The following is a 14,644-nucleotide window of genomic DNA, read 5'->3' on the forward strand; positions in this document are numbered from 1 at the left end:
TAACGGTTAGAACCGCATCGCGTCCGGCGCTGTACAATTTATTATGCCGGGTACGACAGGACTATGCGGTGTTCCCCGCAGCGCTGTCCTTGATCGCGTAGTCGCTCGACTGCGCACGCGAAGATCCATGGCCGGATGCGCACGGCATTACCCGACAATCCAGACGGACCACACGGAGACGACCAGACATGAGCGGACAGGGGCAGAGCGTGGGCGCATCCGCAGCACGCAATCTATCGACGGCGACCGTCACGTCGGTCCAGAACCTCGCCAACACCCCGCGCTGGTTCCTGCGGCTTCTGCCCTTCGTCAACGTGGATGGCGGCGTCTACCGCGTGAACCGGCGCGCCGTCGTGCTGGCCAAGCCCGGCCGCATCGCGTTCGCCAGCGCCGACAAAGCGCGCACGATCAGCCCCGCTTCCCTGCGCGCCGTGCCGCCGTTCAGCCGTCTGGGCGATGCCGAACTCGCGGCCCTCGCCGACCGGTTCACCGAGAGCAAGCACAAAGCCGGAGAGACGATCTCGGAAGGGGGCGCGGGCGACCGCAGCCTGACCATCGTCGCCGACGGCACCGTCGAACTGTCCCTGTCCGGGCCCTACCAGAACCGCCTGCGTTCGGGGCTCGCCACCCGCGGCGACTTCTTCGGTGACGACGCCCTCACGGGCGACGGCCAGCCCGCTCCCGCCGTCAAGGCGCTCTCGGCCGTCACGCTGCTGACCCTTGACCGGGCGGCCCTGGACGACGCCGCCGTCAAGAATCGCATCGCGCAGTATGTCGAGGAGCGCGACCGCTTGAAGGGTCACACCAACAGCCACGGCGAGCAGGGCATCGAGCTGCTCGCGGTGCAGACCGGCGCGCCGCGCCTGCCGAGCACCTTCGTGGATTACGAGATCGACCCGCGCGAGTACCACCTCTCCACGATCCAGACGATCCTCAACACCCATACCCGCGTCACCGACCTCTACTCCAACGAGATCGACCAGCTACGCGAGCAGATCCGCCTCACGGTCGACGCCGTGAAGGAGCGGGAGGAGTGGGAGCTGCTCAACAATTCCGAGTTCGGCCTGCTGAACGAGGTCGGCGGACGCCAGCGCATCCCCACCCGCGGCGGCCCGCCGACCCCGGACGACCTCGACGAGCTGCTGACGCTGGTCTGGAAGAAGCCCGCGTTCTTCGTGGCGCATCCCCGCGCCATCGCGGCCTTCGGCCGGGAAGCCACCCGCCGCGGCGTGCCCCCGGTGGTGATCCACTTGTTCGGCGCGCCCTTCATCACCTGGCGCGGCGTGCCGCTGGTGCCGAGCGACAAGCTGCCGATCGACACCGATCCGGTCACCGGATCCCAGACCACCTCGATCCTGCTGCTGCGCGTCGGCGAGGGCGAGCAGGGCGTGGTCGGCCTGCAGAAATCCGGCGTCACCGGCGAGATCGAGCCTGGCCTGTCGGTGCGCTACATGGGGACCAACGACCATTCCATCGCTTCCCACCTCGTGACCCGCTACTTCTCCGCCGCAGTGCTGGTGGAGGATGCCATCGCACGCCTCGATAACGTTCTGCTGGGCAACTACCATGACTACGCCTGAGGCCGGCGTGTTGGGCTCGTCCGGCTTCGGTCTGCCCATGGGCGCGGGCGGCGACTCCGCCGGTTCCTTGGCGCATGCCGACCTCGTCGGACGCCTCGCCCGCGAGATCTACGGCCAGGGCCAAGCGGCGTCCGCGCCGCTGGCCCCCGCGCTGCCGGCCGCGTCGCAGGGTCCCCAGGGTCTGGAGAGCCTTCCCCAGGCCCCCGGGCAGCCATCGCTTCCGGGTGACGTCATCGGCACGCCCTTGGTGCCCTCGGACGCCCTGCCGTCGGGCTTCCAGCCCGACGCCGCGGCCCTCGGGGCGCGCAATTTCGGTGGCCCGCGCGTCGGGCTTCCGGGCCTGACCGGGCCGTCGGCCGCCAACCCGTTCGGTGCCACGCCAGCGCCAGCGGGCGCCGGCTTCCTCGACACGGCGACGATCCCTTCGGTCCATCCCCTCACCGACCCGTTATCGGTCCGGCACGGCCTCCCGGAATTCTTCGTGCCCACCGTGCCGGAAGTGGCCGCCTTCCTACCCGGCGGCCCCGACCTGCACCGGACGATCGCCCAGGATCATCCGCGCGCGAACGCCTTCGCGCACGCGATCGCACCGAGCCTCGTGCCGGCCGATCCAGCGAAGCGTGGCGGGGACGTCGCTCAGGCAAACTCTCAGCGCACAGGGCGCCTCTCGGGAGAGCCCGTCCGCTCGGCGCAGCCGGGCGGTGACGCGGCGTCCGCTTCCGGCGACTATTATTTCCTGTCCGATTCTTCCCCGACACAGTCCCAGCGCGCCTCGAGGCCGCACGCCTCCCCGCGCGCCGAGCCCTCGCGGCACGGCGGGCCGGCTCCGCGCGTGAGCTCCCACGAGTCGAGCCCGGTGGCGGCGCCCTTCGATGTCGAGCGCGTCCGCAAGGACTTCCCGGCCCTCCACCAGAGCGTCAACGGGCACCCCCTGGTCTGGCTCGACAACGCGGCCACCACCCACAAGCCGCAGAGCGTCATCGACGCCACGTCCGAGTTCTACGCGCGCCACAACTCGAACATCCACCGGGCCGCCCACACCCTGGCGGCGCGTTCCACCGACTTGTTCGAGGGCGGGCGCGAGAAGGTCCGGCGCTTCCTCAACGCGCCCTCCAAGGACAACATCGTCTTCCTGCGTGGCACCACGGAGGCGATCAACCTCGTGGCCAACGCGTATGGCCGCGCCAACATCGGTCCAGGCGACGAGATCATCGTCTCTCAGATCGAGCACCACGCCAACATCGTGCCCTGGCAGCTCCTGACCCAGGCTACGGGCGCGACCCTGCGGGTGATCCCGGTGGACGACCGCGGCGAGATCATCTTCGAGCAGTTCGCCGCCCTGCTCTCGGGCCGCACCAAGATCGTCTCGGTAACCCACGTCGCGAACGCACTCGGCACCATCAACCCGGTCCGTGAGATCATCGCGCTGTCCCACGCCTACGGCGTGCCGGTGCTGGTGGATGCGGCGCAGTCCTCGCCCCACATCCCCCTCGACGTGCAGGCGCTCGATGCCGACTTCCTCGTCTTCTCCGGCCACAAGGTGTTCGGGCCGACGGGAATCGGTGCCCTCTACGGCAAGAAGCACCTCCTGGAGGCGATGCCGCCCTGGCAGGGCGGCGGCCACATGATCGAGGACGTCACCTTCGCGAAGACCGTCTACAAGGGCGCGCCGGAGAAGTTCGAGGCCGGCACGCCCGACATTGCCGGCGCGGTCGGCCTCGGCGCCGCCCTCGACTACCTGAATGGGGTCGGACTGCCCGGCATCGCCGCCTACGAGCACGACCTGCTGGACTACGCGCAGGCCGGCCTCGCCGACGTGAAGGGTCTGCGCCTGATCGGTACCGCCCGCCAGAAGGCAAGCGTGATGTCCTTCGTCATCGACGGGCACACAAATGAAGCTGTGGCCCACCATCTCGATGCCCACGGCATCGCGGTGCGATCGGGCCATCATTGCGCCCTTCCGGCCCTGCGCCGTTTCGGCGTCGACCAGTCGGTGCGGGCCTCGCTCGCCTTCTACAACACCCGCGCGGACGTGGATGCCTTCCTGACGGCGATGCACCGCTTGCCGCGGCGATAGGAAAGGCGGTCTTGCCTTGGCCGAGTTAAAAAATGACCGGTCCGCTGGAGTCCGCAATTCGGCAGCCTTGACGAACGCATGTACGACCGGGTTGGGTCGGGACCCGCCCGTCCGCCCTACGGCAAGGCTTCGTGGGTAATCGTCATTTCCCCCCGAGGACGATGCCTGCTTCCAAGAGGAAAGGCCGGAGAGCGGGGTTGAGGTTCCCCGGCCTCCATACAACGACGTGCTCGATGGTCGGGGCCTCCTGCAGGTCGCGGAAGACCACATCGGCAACCCCCATCTTGCGCAGCGATTGCGGTACGAGGGCTATGCCGAGGCCTTCCGCCACGAGGCTCACGATTGTCTGTTGGAGTTGCGCCTCAAGGCGGACGGTCGGTTCGAAACCGCCCGAGCGGCAGAATCCGACGACCGCCTCGCGCAATGTCGGCGCGACATCGGCCGGCGCCGCGATCAGGCGTTCGTCGACGAGATCGTGAGCTTGGATGCCTTCCCGTCCGGCGAGGGGATGGCGGGCATGCACCGCGAGGCACAGCGGCTCACGGAAGATCGCGTGCGCGTCCAGTCCTCGCACGGGTCCGGGATTGAACATGATGGCGGCGTCGAACCGCCCGGTCAGCACCGCATCGGCCAGTGCGTTGGGAACGACCTCCCGCAACTCGACCTGGACCTGGGGGTGGCTGGCCATGAACCGCCGTGCGAGCCCCGGCAGGACCGTGTGGGCGGCGTGCATCATGAAACCGATGGACAGTTCGCCGAGATCGCCCCCGTCGGCGAGCCGCGCATTACGGCAGGCTTGGTCGAACGATACGAGGACGGCGCGTGAATCCTCCAGGAACTGCCGACCCGCGTAGGTCAACGCCGCTTGCCGCGTGTGACGCTCAAGCAGACGCACGCCGAGCTCCTTCTCCAGGTTGGCGATCTGCCGGCTCAGGGGAGGCTGGCTGATATGCAGTCGCTCGGCCGCCCGGCCGAAGTGGAGCGTCTCCGCCAACGCCACAAAGTAGCGCATCTGTCGGATGTCGACCATGATACCGGAAGGGTATGAATGAAGGGGTCAATCGGCATTGGATGATATGGGGCCTGGAGGATAGGTCTGCCCCATCACCTCGGGTCACCTCCTGTCATGCTGTCCACGCTCACCGTCGTCCTGCCGATCTTCGCGCTCATTTTCGCCGGATGGCTCGCCCGTCGCATCGGCGTTCTAGGCCCTCACGCGACGACGGAACTCAACCGGTTCGTGGTCTACCTCGCGCTTCCGGCGCTGCTGTTCGACATCGTCGCGAATGCGCGCTGGCTCGATGTGTGGCAGCCGGGCTTCGTCGCTGCCTTCGGTCTCGGCGCCGCCCTCGTGTTCTGCCTCACGCTCGTCGTCCGCTTGCAACGCCCGAGGCATCTGGCCGATGCCGCCATCGACGGCCTGAACGCGGGCTACGCCAATACGGGCTTCATTGGGTTCCCGCTGGCGTTCGTGGCACTGGGCCAGGAGGCCCTCGCCCCGACGCTCGTGGCCACGATCATCACGGTCTGCATCCTGTTCGCCATCGCCATCGTGCTGATCGGGATCGGGTTGCAGACCGAGAATCGACGCAGGGATCTCGTCATGAAAGTTGGCGGCTCGTTGATACGCAATCCGTTGCTCGTCGCACCGGTCCTGGGCGCTCTCATTCCGCTCGCCGGATTGGACGTTCCCGCCCCTGCGGAGACCTTTCTGAAGCTGCTTGGCGGGGCCGCCTCGCCCTGCGCGCTCGTGGCGCTCGGTCTTTTCCTGGCAGCGGAAAGGGCAGCGACGGATCGGGACCCAGGTTCGGCAGCGCTCCTGGTGGGGTTCAAGCTGATCCTTCAGCCGGCCGTGACCTGGATACTGGCAACGGTCGTGTTCGGGCTCTCGCCGATGCTGACGCACGCCGCCGTCCTGCTCGCCGCGCTTCCGACCGGAACGGGCCCGTTCATGCTGGCCGAGTTCTATGGCAGGGAGGCAGCCATCACCTCGAACGTCGTCCTGACCTCGACCATCCTGTCCGTCATGACCATCAGCGGATACCTCGCATTCGTGGCGTGAACCGACCGACCTGCTGGGGGACTGCGGGCGTCAGGTCTGACGACGTTGGCTGCGTTCAACTTGCCGATGTGGCCTGGGCGCCAAGCTGGCACGACGCTCAAATGTAGGACGACGCAAGCGCCGGCGAACCTTCCAGCGCGTGGGCGAGCACTTCCAGTCCCTGGGTGATCTGCTGTCGGGTGGAGGGGCCGCCGAGGCAGAGCCGCACCGCCTCGGGTGGCGTGCCGGCGACGCAGAACGGGTCACTGGCGACGACGCCGAGTCCGGCGGAACGCCCCTGGCTCGCGAAGGCTGAGCGGGTCCAGCCCTCCGGCAGGTTGATCCAGACGTGGAAGCCGTGCGGGTCCGCGGTGTAGGTCCCACTGGGAAGTAATGCGGTTGCGATGCGCTGGCGCGCAGCCGATTCTTCGCGCACGAACTGCACGATGGCATCCGCCGTCCCGTCCAGGATCCAGCGCGTCGCCAGCGCTGTCGAGATCGGTGAGGCCATGACGGTGGCGGCTCGCAGGGCGCCGGCGAGCGGAAGGGCGGATCGGGCACTCGGGGCCACCAGGAAAGCCAAGCGCAACCCGGCGCCGAGGCATTTGGCGAGGCCGGCCACGTAGTAGGTGATCTCGGGGGCGAGCTCGGCGAAGCTCGGGGGCGGCGCCGGGCAGATGCGCGCGTAGGCATCGTCCTCGATGATGGTGACGGCGTACCGGCGGGCGACCGCGATGATGGCCTCACGTCGCGTCCGGGACAGGGTCGTGGTGGTCGGGTTCTGCAGGAGCGGGTTCAGGTAGATCGCCTTCGGCGCGACCTTGGTGCAGACGGCCGCGAACCCATCGGGGTCGACGCCGTGCCGGTCCATGGGCAGGTCGACGAGGCGCAGGCCCAGATGCGCCGCCAGCGACCGGATGCCCGGGTAGGTGATGCGTTCGGCGCAGATGGCGTCACCGGGGCGGGCTATCTGGCCCAGCACGCTGAACAGGGCGCTGTGGGCGCCGGGGCAGATGAGCAAGCGCTCCCGCGGCGTGTCGATGCCCCGGCCCTTCAGCCAGCGCAGGGCGGCTTCCTTGTCCTCGTCAGTTCCGCCGAAACCCTGGTAGCGCAGCAGGTTGGACAGGTCGCCGGACAACTCGGCGAACGAGGCCTGCATCCGCGCCTGCAAAGCCGGCGCGTCGGGCTCGGGAGGCAGGTTCATCGTGAAGTCGACTGGCCCGATCCGTGAGCCGTCCTTCGAAGGCGTGGCCCGGCCCGGGCGCACGGGATCGATCACGAAGGTGCCTTGGCCGACGCGTCCTTCGATCAGGCCGCGCTTGTGGGCCTCGACATAGCCGCGCGAGACGGTCGTGAAGTTCAGGTCGAGGGCCTCGGCCAGGGCACGCTGGGTCGGGAGCCGCGTGCCGACCGTCAGGCGTCCGGTCCGGATGTCGTCCGCCAAGGCCTCGGCGATGGCGAGGTAGTGGGGCTTCCCCCAACGCTTGAGGTCGGGCGTCCACGTCCCGCTCACGACATCCGAAGGCGTCGGTCGCCCGTCTCGCGCTGCTGAGGTCATCCGTTCTCCAAGCACACCATCAAGATGCGATCAATACCTGATTGTATGGGTAGCAAGCTCCATACCGTATCGGAGGCCCAAACGGCTTACAGAACTAATACATACAATACCATCAATCCATGCAGTCAGACTGGGCATAGCGTGATGCTCTGTTGTGCATATGCCGATCTGACTGCCAGTGGAGAACAGGCATCCGGAACCAAGGCATGATGATGATTGAATGCAATATTGTATGCATTCAACCTGGGGCCATTGATGGTTTTGTTGATTGGTCCCCGTTGGCACGTCGCTTGCCATGACGGGCTGGGACCACCCGAGGCTTCGGCCGACGCGGTCCAACCCATCACGGAGTGAGATCCATGCCCGCAGTGAATCGCGAACCCCACAAGAAGGGCGACTTCCTGGTCGACTACGAGGAGAAGGTCTTCGAGGACGTGAAGGCCGAGCCGGGCCAGAAGGCGCTGGTCACCTTCCACACGGTCGCCTTCGAGGGCTCCATCGGCCTCGTGAACCTGCTCCAGGCCACCCGCCTGCAGCGCAAGGGCTTCGAGACCTCAATCCTGCTCTACGGCCCCGGCATCACCCTCGGTGTCCAGCGCGGCTTCCCGCGGCTCGGCGACGAGGCCTTCCCGGGCCACCTGAACTTCAACAACCAGCTTGAGAAGTTCATGGCCGAGGGCGGCAAGGTCTACGCCTGCCGGTTCTCCACCCAGGCCCTCTACGGCCACGGCGAGGCCGCCTTCATCGAGGGCATCCGCATGATCAACCCCCTCGACGTCCTCGACTGCATGCTCCTGCATAAGCGCGACAACGCGGTGATCATCGACACCTGGACCGTCTGAACGGGCCCTCGGCCCATCGACCGGGACGTCGCATCCGGCGGCCGCGCGCGACGCGGCCGCCGTCACCGCCGGAGGATCATCCATGTCAGAGAACCGGATCGTGCGGGCCGCCGCCGTACAGATCGCGCCCGATCTCGACCGGCCGGAGGGCACGCTCGAACGGGTGCTGAACGCCATCGACGAGGCGGCCGCCAAGGGTGCGCGCTTCATGGTCTTCCCCGAGACCTTCGTGCCGTACTACCCGTACTTCTCGTTCGTGCTGCCGCCGGCACTGCAGGGCGCGGAGCACCTGCGCCTCTACGAGCGTGCCGTGGCAGTGCCGGGCCCCGTCACCCAGGCGGTCTCGGCCGCCGCGCGCCGGCACGGCGTCGTCATCGTGCTCGGCGTCAACGAGCGCGACCACGGCTCGCTCTACAACGCGCAGCTGATCTTCGACGCCGACGGCACCCTGAAGCTCAAGCGCCGCAAGATCACCCCGACCTACCACGAGCGCATGATCTGGGGTCAGGGCGACGGCGCCGGCCTCACCGTGGTCGACACGGCGGTCGGCCGCGTCGGGGCGCTCGCCTGCTGGGAGCACTACAACCCGCTCGCCCGCTACGCCCTGATGGCCCGGCACGAGGAGATCCACGCGGCCCAGTTCCCGGGCTCGCTGGTCGGCCAGATCTTTGCCGACCAGATGGAGGTGACGATCCGCCACCACGCCCTGGAGGCGGCCTGCTTCGTCGTCAACGCCACCGGATGGCTCACCGACGAGCAGGTGGCGCAGGTCTGCCCCGACGAGCGCCTGCGCGGCGCCTGCCGCGGCGGCAACTGCACCGCCATCGTCTCGCCCGAGGGCAAGCACCTCGCCGACCCGCTCGGCACCGGCGAGGGCATCCTCGTCGCCGACATGGACCTCGCGCTGGTGACCAAGCGCAAGCGGATGATGGACTCGGTCGGCCACTACGCCCGTCCGGAACTCCTCAGCCTTCTCCACGACGACCGCCCGGCCTCGTTCGTGCACCAGCCGATCCGTTCGCAACATCAATTCCGGAGCCTCGACAATGAGCAGTTCCCCGCTTCCGACGAGCCTTCCCACGCTTCCGCCGGGCATGGCGGGCCTGGTCGGGATGCCGACGGAACGCCTGATCAACGCGTTGCAGTCCTACGGCGTTAGGCTCGCCGACAGCCGCGCCGGGGCCCCGAGCCGGCGCGGCGGCGCCGGTCCCTCCGACCATAAGGCGATGACCATCGCGGGCCGCACCGTGATGGTGCCGGTCCACACCGAGACCGCGTTCGACTCGCCCTTCCTGGTGCGCCGCCCGGACCTCGACGGGGTCTCAGTCATCGAGCACGAAGGCGCGGTGATCGGCCGGGTGACCTTCCCGGGCAAGCCGCGCTTCTACGCCCTCTCGACCTTCGACGGGGTGCCGTACTCGAAGATCGCGGTGCTGCACGGACGCGACGTGCTCGCGACAACAGTGCTGCAGACCTGCATCCGCTACGCCAGCCGAACCAAGACCTGCCAGTTCTGTTCCATCGGCCAGTCCCTCGCCGCCGGCCGCACCGTGGCCCGCAAGACCCCTGAGCAGCTCGCCGAGGTCGCCCGCGCCGCCGTTCTGCTGGACGGCGTCAAGCACATGGTGATGACCACGGGCACCCCGAACGCCACCGACCGGGGCGCCGCGATCCTGTGCGAGAGCGCCTTCGCGGTGAAGGCGGCGGTGGACTTGCCGATCCAGGCGCAATGCGAGCCGCCGGACGACGACCGCTGGTTCGAACGCATGAAGGCGTCGGGCGTCGACGCGCTCGGCATGCACCTGGAGGCCGTCACCCCCGAGGTCCGTGACAGGATCATGCCCGGCAAGGCCAGCGTGCCGCTGGAGCGCTACTACGATGCCTTCGCGGCGGCTGTGCCGGTCTTCGGGCGGGGACAGGTCTCGACCTACATCCTCGCCGGCCTCGGCGACGCCCCGGAGGCGATCCTCGCCATGGCCGAGCGCCTGGTCGGGATGGGCGTCTACCCATTCGTCGTACCCTTCGTGCCGATCTCCGGCACCCCCTTGGAGAGCCACCCGGCACCGTCGCCGGATTTCATGCACGCGATCCTGCAGCCCCTGTCCGAGATGCTGGGGCGGGCCAATCTGCGTTCGACCGACATCAAGGCCGGCTGTGGCCGCTGCGGCGCCTGCTCGGCGCTCTCCACCTACGAGCGCGCGGGGGTGGCGGCATGATCCTCGAACCCGTCGCGCCCTATCGGCCGAGCCACTTCCGGGTGAAGTTCGCCACCTCCGCTTGGGAGCGGCGGGCCTGCGCCACCCTGCGCCGACAGGTGTTCTGCACCGAGCAAGGCATCTTCGCGGATGATGACCGCGACGCCATCGACGGGCGTGCGATCCCGATCTGCGCCCTCTCCACTCTCGGCGGGGATGCCGACGCAGTCGTTGGTACCGTTCGCATCCACGAGGTGGCGGAACGTCCTGGCGAGTGGTGGGGCTCGCGACTGGCCGTCGCCAGGGCCTTCCGCGGCACGGCGGCGCTCGGGGCCGGGCTGATCCAGGTCGCGGTCGCGTCGGCCCATGCACGGGGATGCACGCGCTTCTTGGCGCACGTGCAGGACCGGAACGTGCCGCTGTTCGAGGCCCTGCACTGGGCGACCCTCGATGCGGTGGAGCTTCACGGTCGCCTTCACCACCTGATGCAGGCCGATCTCGCCGCCTACCCGCCGATGCACGACCCTGAGCACGGGCTCGTCACGTTCCGCAGGGCGGCATAATGACCGCGGCCGTCGACCTCAAGACCCTGGCCGGCCAGATCCGGGATGCACGGGGCGTCGCGCATAAGCGCGACATCGATGCCGTCGTCACGCGCCTCGGACTGGGCGCACGGCATGACGCGGTGCCGGTCGGAGACGATTGCGCCGCCATCCCCGATGGGGATGGACACCTGCTCTTCGCCATCGAGGGATTCATCGACAGCTTCGTCTCGGCCGATCCCTACTTCGCCGGCTATTGCGGGATCATGGTGAACCTCAGCGACGTGGCGGCCATGGGCGGGCGGCCGCTCGCGGTCGTCGACGCCCTGTGGAGCCGGGACGCCGCGGCGGCGGACCCGATCCTCGCCGGCCTGTCGGACGCGGCCGCCCTCTACGGCGTGCCTGTCGTCGGCGGCCACACGAACACGCGTTCGGAGACCGGCAACCTGGCGGTCGCCGTGCTCGGCCGCGCCGGTTCCCGCCTGCTCACGAGCTTCGATGCGGCACCGGGCGACGACCTCGTCGCCGCCATCGACCTGCGCGGGCGTTTCCGCGATCCGCATCCCTACTGGGACGCCTCGACCGGGTCGCCGGGCGACCGCCTGCGCGCCGACCTCGCCCTGCTGCCGGGGCTCGCCGAGGACGGTCTCTGCCGCGCCGCGAAGGACATCAGCATGGCGGGCGTCGTCGGCACGGCGCTGATGCTACTCGAATGCTCGAAGGTCGGCGCCGTCATCGACCTCGCCGCGATCCCGCGGCCCGACAACGTTCCCATGGCACGCTGGCTCACCGCCTTCCCAAGCTACGGCTACCTCCTCAGCATCCGCCCCGCCGACACCCGGGCCGTGCTCGACCGTTTCGCCGCGCGGGGCATCACGGCCGCGACCATCGGAACCGTCGATGCGAGCCGGGTCGCGCGCATCCGCGATGCCGGAGGCGAGGAGGCCGTGGTCTGGGATTTCGTCGCCAGCTCGCTGATCGGCTGCGGCCGGGATGAAGCGGAGGCCTCGGCATGACCGGTCTGCGCATCGCCCTGCTTACCCACTCCACCAACCCGCGGGGCGGCGTCGCCCATTGCCTCGCCCTGGCCGAAGCTCTGTGCGCTCTCGGGCACGAGGCGGTGGTCCACGCGCCTGACCCGTCCGGCCGTGGTTTCTTCCGGGCCGCCGCATGCCCCACGGTGTCCGTCGCCGCCCGCCCCGTTGCCGGTGACACGGTCGAGCTCGTGCGGACCCGCATCAACGACTACCTGACCCACTTCGGGTCGCCGGCGGCCTGTGACTTCGATGTCTTCCACGCCCATGACGGCATCGGCGGCAACGCGCTCGCCACCCTGAAGCATCGGCGTCTGATTCCGGGTTTCGTTCGGACGGTCCACCACTTGGATACATTCGCCGACCCGCAGCTTGCCGATTGGCAGGATCGCTCGATCCAAGAGGCTCGGCGCATCCTCTGCGTCAGTCAGGGCTGGACCGAGCACGTCCGTTCGGACTTCGGTGCGACACCGGAGGTCGTCGGCAACGGCGTCGACATGGCGGCCTACCAACCCACGCCCGACCTGCAGGATGCCGCCGTACGGCGGCGCTGGGGGTTGGGCGACGGTCCCATCGTCCTCGCCATCGGCGGCTTCGAGGCACGCAAGAACACCCTTGGCATCATCGAGGCGTTCGCGCGCTTGCGTGAGCGCCATCCCGGGGCCCAGCTCGTCATCGCCGGGGGAGCCTCGCTTCTCGATCACGCCGCCTACCGCGCGCGATGCCATGCGGCCCTGACCGCCAACGGCCTCGCGGCTGGGGCAAGCGGTCCCGCAATCGAGACCGGTCCGGTTCCGCAGGCCGATATGCCGGCCCTCTACCGTATCGCCGACGTGCTGGCGTTTCCTTCGCTGAAGGAAGGGTTCGGCCTGTGCGTGCTGGAGGCGATGGCCTGCGGCACCCCGGTCATCGTCTCCCGCCGGCCGCCCTTCACCGAATACCTCGCCGAGGGCGACGCACTGTTCGTCGATCCGGCCGCCCCCGACGACATCGCCCGAGCCATGGTCGCCGCCCTCGTGCCGGAGACGCACGACCGCCTGAGGCTCGCGGGCTTCGCACGGGCCGCCGCCTATTCCTGGCGGGCCTGCGCCGAGCGCCACCTCGATGCCTACGCGGGCTGCGCCCGCATGAGACAGGAACCGACCCATGCCTGAGATGCACTTCCACGTTCGCTGGCCCGATGGTCGGCGCGAGGCCTGCTACTCGCCGTCCCTCGTCGTGAAGGACTTCCTCGTGCCGGGCGAGAGCTACGCCGTCGACGAGTTCGTCGAAAAGACCCGCACCGCCCTCAACATCGCCAGCGAGCGCGTACGCGAGAAGTACGGGTTCAGTTGCTCGTCCGCCCTGGACCAACTTGCCCGGATCGAGGCCGCCGCGAAGCTCCAACCTTCCGATGGTCGGGTCATGGTCGAGACCTTCGAGCCCTGAACCGCCCCCCTTTCTGCGAACTCACGGAGTGAGAGCCATGACGTCCACCCCCCGTCACGTTCCCGTTGCCGTCGTCGGCGGCGGCCAGGCCGGCCTCTCGGTCAGCTACCACCTCAAGCAGCGTGGAATCGAGCACCTCGTCTTCGAGAAGAACACGGCGGCCCACACCTGGTCGACGCAGCGCTGGGACACGTTCTGCCTCGTCACGCCGAACTGGCAGTGCGACCTGCCAGGCCATCCCTACGATGGGCCGGAGCCGGACGGATTCATGCGAAAGGACGAGATCGTCGCGTATCTCAAGGCCTTCGTCGCCAAGGTGAACCCGCCGATCCGCGAGGGCGTCTCGGTTACCCGTGTCGAGCGGCGGGAGGACGGGATCTTCTCGGTCCAGACCTCGGAGGGCGACTACACCGCCGACGAGATCGTCGTGGCCTCGGGCGGCTACCACACGCCGATCATCCCGCGCATGGCCGAGAAGCTGCCGGGCTCCGTCACGCAGATCCACTCGAACCAGTACCGCAACGCAGCCCAATTGCCCGAGGGCGAAGTCCTGGTCGTCGGCTCCGGACAGTCCGGCGCGCAGATCGCCGAGGATCTGCATCTGGCCGGTCGCAAGGTGCACCTCGCGGTCGGCGACGCACCCCGCTGCGCCCGGTTCTACCGCGGCCGCGACGTCGTCACCTGGCTTGCCGACATGGGCTACTACGAGATGACCGTCGACAACCATCCGCTGCGCGACGGCGTCCGCGACAACACCAATCACTACGTCACCGGCCGTGACGGCGGCCGCGACATCGACCTGCGCCGCTTCGCCACCGAGGGCATGAAGCTCTATGGGCTGATGGAGGACTACAGGGACGGCAGCCTGCGCTTCCGCGACGACCTCAAGCGCTCGCTCGATGGCGCCGACAGGACCTACAACGGCATCAACGCCGCCATCGACAAGTACATCGCCGAGAAGGGCATCGAGGCCCCGGAGCAGGAACACTACGCGCCGGTCTGGGAGCCGGGCGAGCCGGTCACAAGCCTCGCCCTCGACGGCTCCGGCATCACATCGGTGGTCTGGTGCATCGGCTTTTCGCCGGACTTCCGCTGGCTCGACGCCCCCGTGTTCAACGGTTCGGGCAGCCCGAAGCACAAGCGTGGCGTCACGAACGAGGAGGGGATCTACTTCATCGGACTGCCCTGGCTGAACACCTGGGGGTCCGGGCGTTTCGGCGCGGTCGGCCGCGATGCCGAACATGTCGTCCAGGCGATCCAGCAGCGCCTCGGCACCGAGCGGTTCGCCTTGAAGTTCGCGGTCTGACGCCGGCCTCCATGGCCGCCTGGATGGCACCTCCACGGGTA

13 protein-coding genes are annotated in these 14,644 nt (G+C 68.6%); 11 read left to right on the forward strand and 2 right to left on the reverse strand.

The window, feature by feature from the left end; all coding sequences use genetic code 11:
* Positions 1-188 precede the first annotated feature (188 nt).
* The gene (locus ASG63_RS26785) at positions 189-1,580 is read left to right on the forward strand and encodes a family 2B encapsulin nanocompartment shell protein (protein ID WP_056213039.1); all 1,392 of its coding nucleotides are present in this window, start codon (positions 189-191) and stop codon (positions 1,578-1,580) included.
* On the forward strand, positions 1,567-3,657 hold the full coding sequence (locus tag ASG63_RS05905) for a family 2A encapsulin nanocompartment cargo protein cysteine desulfurase (protein ID WP_056213041.1): 2,091 nt from the start codon (positions 1,567-1,569) through the stop codon (positions 3,655-3,657). The genes ASG63_RS26785 and ASG63_RS05905 overlap by 14 nt, the downstream gene beginning before the upstream one ends.
* A gap of 142 nt (positions 3,658-3,799) precedes the next feature.
* On the opposite strand, the gene ASG63_RS05910 is transcribed toward ASG63_RS05905, so the two are convergent.
* Positions 3,800-4,669 carry a LysR family transcriptional regulator gene (locus ASG63_RS05910; RefSeq protein ID WP_244479821.1) on the reverse strand — a complete coding sequence of 290 codons (870 nt, stop codon included), beginning with the start codon at positions 4,667-4,669 and terminating at the stop codon, positions 3,800-3,802.
* Between the two features lie 114 nt (positions 4,670-4,783).
* Here ASG63_RS05910 and ASG63_RS05915 point away from each other — a divergent pair, with 114 nt between their 5' ends.
* Positions 4,784-5,719 (forward strand): AEC family transporter, encoded by a 936-nt coding sequence (locus tag ASG63_RS05915; protein ID WP_056213044.1) that lies wholly within the window; start codon positions 4,784-4,786, stop codon positions 5,717-5,719.
* A gap of 97 nt (positions 5,720-5,816) precedes the next feature.
* Here the strand turns inward: ASG63_RS05915 and ASG63_RS05920 are convergent, their stop codons facing one another.
* Positions 5,817-7,256 (reverse strand): aminotransferase-like domain-containing protein, encoded by a 1,440-nt coding sequence (locus ASG63_RS05920; protein WP_056213046.1) that lies wholly within the window; start codon positions 7,254-7,256, stop codon positions 5,817-5,819.
* A gap of 359 nt (positions 7,257-7,615) precedes the next feature.
* Here ASG63_RS05920 and ASG63_RS05925 point away from each other — a divergent pair, with 359 nt between their 5' ends.
* From ASG63_RS05925 to ASG63_RS05960, 8 genes are all read left to right on the forward strand, one after another.
* On the forward strand, positions 7,616-8,098 hold the full coding sequence (locus ASG63_RS05925) for an MSMEG_0572/Sll0783 family nitrogen starvation response protein (RefSeq protein WP_056167628.1): 483 nt from the start codon (positions 7,616-7,618) through the stop codon (positions 8,096-8,098).
* Positions 8,099-8,180: 82 nt separating this feature from the next.
* The gene (locus ASG63_RS05930) at positions 8,181-9,257 is read left to right on the forward strand and encodes a Nit6803 family nitrilase (protein ID WP_056213048.1); all 1,077 of its coding nucleotides are present in this window, start codon (positions 8,181-8,183) and stop codon (positions 9,255-9,257) included.
* Positions 9,211-10,314 (forward strand): MSMEG_0568 family radical SAM protein, encoded by a 1,104-nt coding sequence (locus ASG63_RS05935; protein ID WP_056213111.1) that lies wholly within the window; start codon positions 9,211-9,213, stop codon positions 10,312-10,314. Before ASG63_RS05930 ends, ASG63_RS05935 begins: the two co-directional genes overlap by 47 nt.
* The gene (locus ASG63_RS05940; protein ID WP_056213050.1) at positions 10,311-10,856 is read left to right on the forward strand and encodes an MSMEG_0567/Sll0786 family nitrogen starvation N-acetyltransferase; all 546 of its coding nucleotides are present in this window, start codon (positions 10,311-10,313) and stop codon (positions 10,854-10,856) included. Before ASG63_RS05935 ends, ASG63_RS05940 begins: the two co-directional genes overlap by 4 nt.
* The gene (locus ASG63_RS05945; protein ID WP_056213052.1) at positions 10,856-11,851 is read left to right on the forward strand and encodes a sll0787 family AIR synthase-like protein; all 996 of its coding nucleotides are present in this window, start codon (positions 10,856-10,858) and stop codon (positions 11,849-11,851) included. The genes ASG63_RS05940 and ASG63_RS05945 overlap by 1 nt, the downstream gene beginning before the upstream one ends.
* Positions 11,848-13,023 (forward strand): MSMEG_0565 family glycosyltransferase, encoded by a 1,176-nt coding sequence (locus tag ASG63_RS05950; RefSeq protein WP_056213054.1) that lies wholly within the window; start codon positions 11,848-11,850, stop codon positions 13,021-13,023. The genes ASG63_RS05945 and ASG63_RS05950 overlap by 4 nt, the downstream gene beginning before the upstream one ends.
* Entirely contained in the window at positions 13,016-13,297 is a 282-nt protein-coding gene (locus ASG63_RS05955) for an MSMEG_0570 family nitrogen starvation response protein (protein ID WP_056213056.1), read from the forward strand. The genes ASG63_RS05950 and ASG63_RS05955 overlap by 8 nt, the downstream gene beginning before the upstream one ends.
* 37 nt (positions 13,298-13,334) lie before the next feature.
* Entirely contained in the window at positions 13,335-14,603 is a 1,269-nt protein-coding gene (locus tag ASG63_RS05960) for an MSMEG_0569 family flavin-dependent oxidoreductase (protein ID WP_056213059.1), read from the forward strand.
* Positions 14,604-14,644: the final 41 nt, after the last annotated feature.

The sequence above is a fragment of the Methylobacterium sp. Leaf94 genome (assembly GCF_001426045.1).
Lineage (GTDB): Bacteria > Pseudomonadota > Alphaproteobacteria > Rhizobiales > Beijerinckiaceae > Methylobacterium.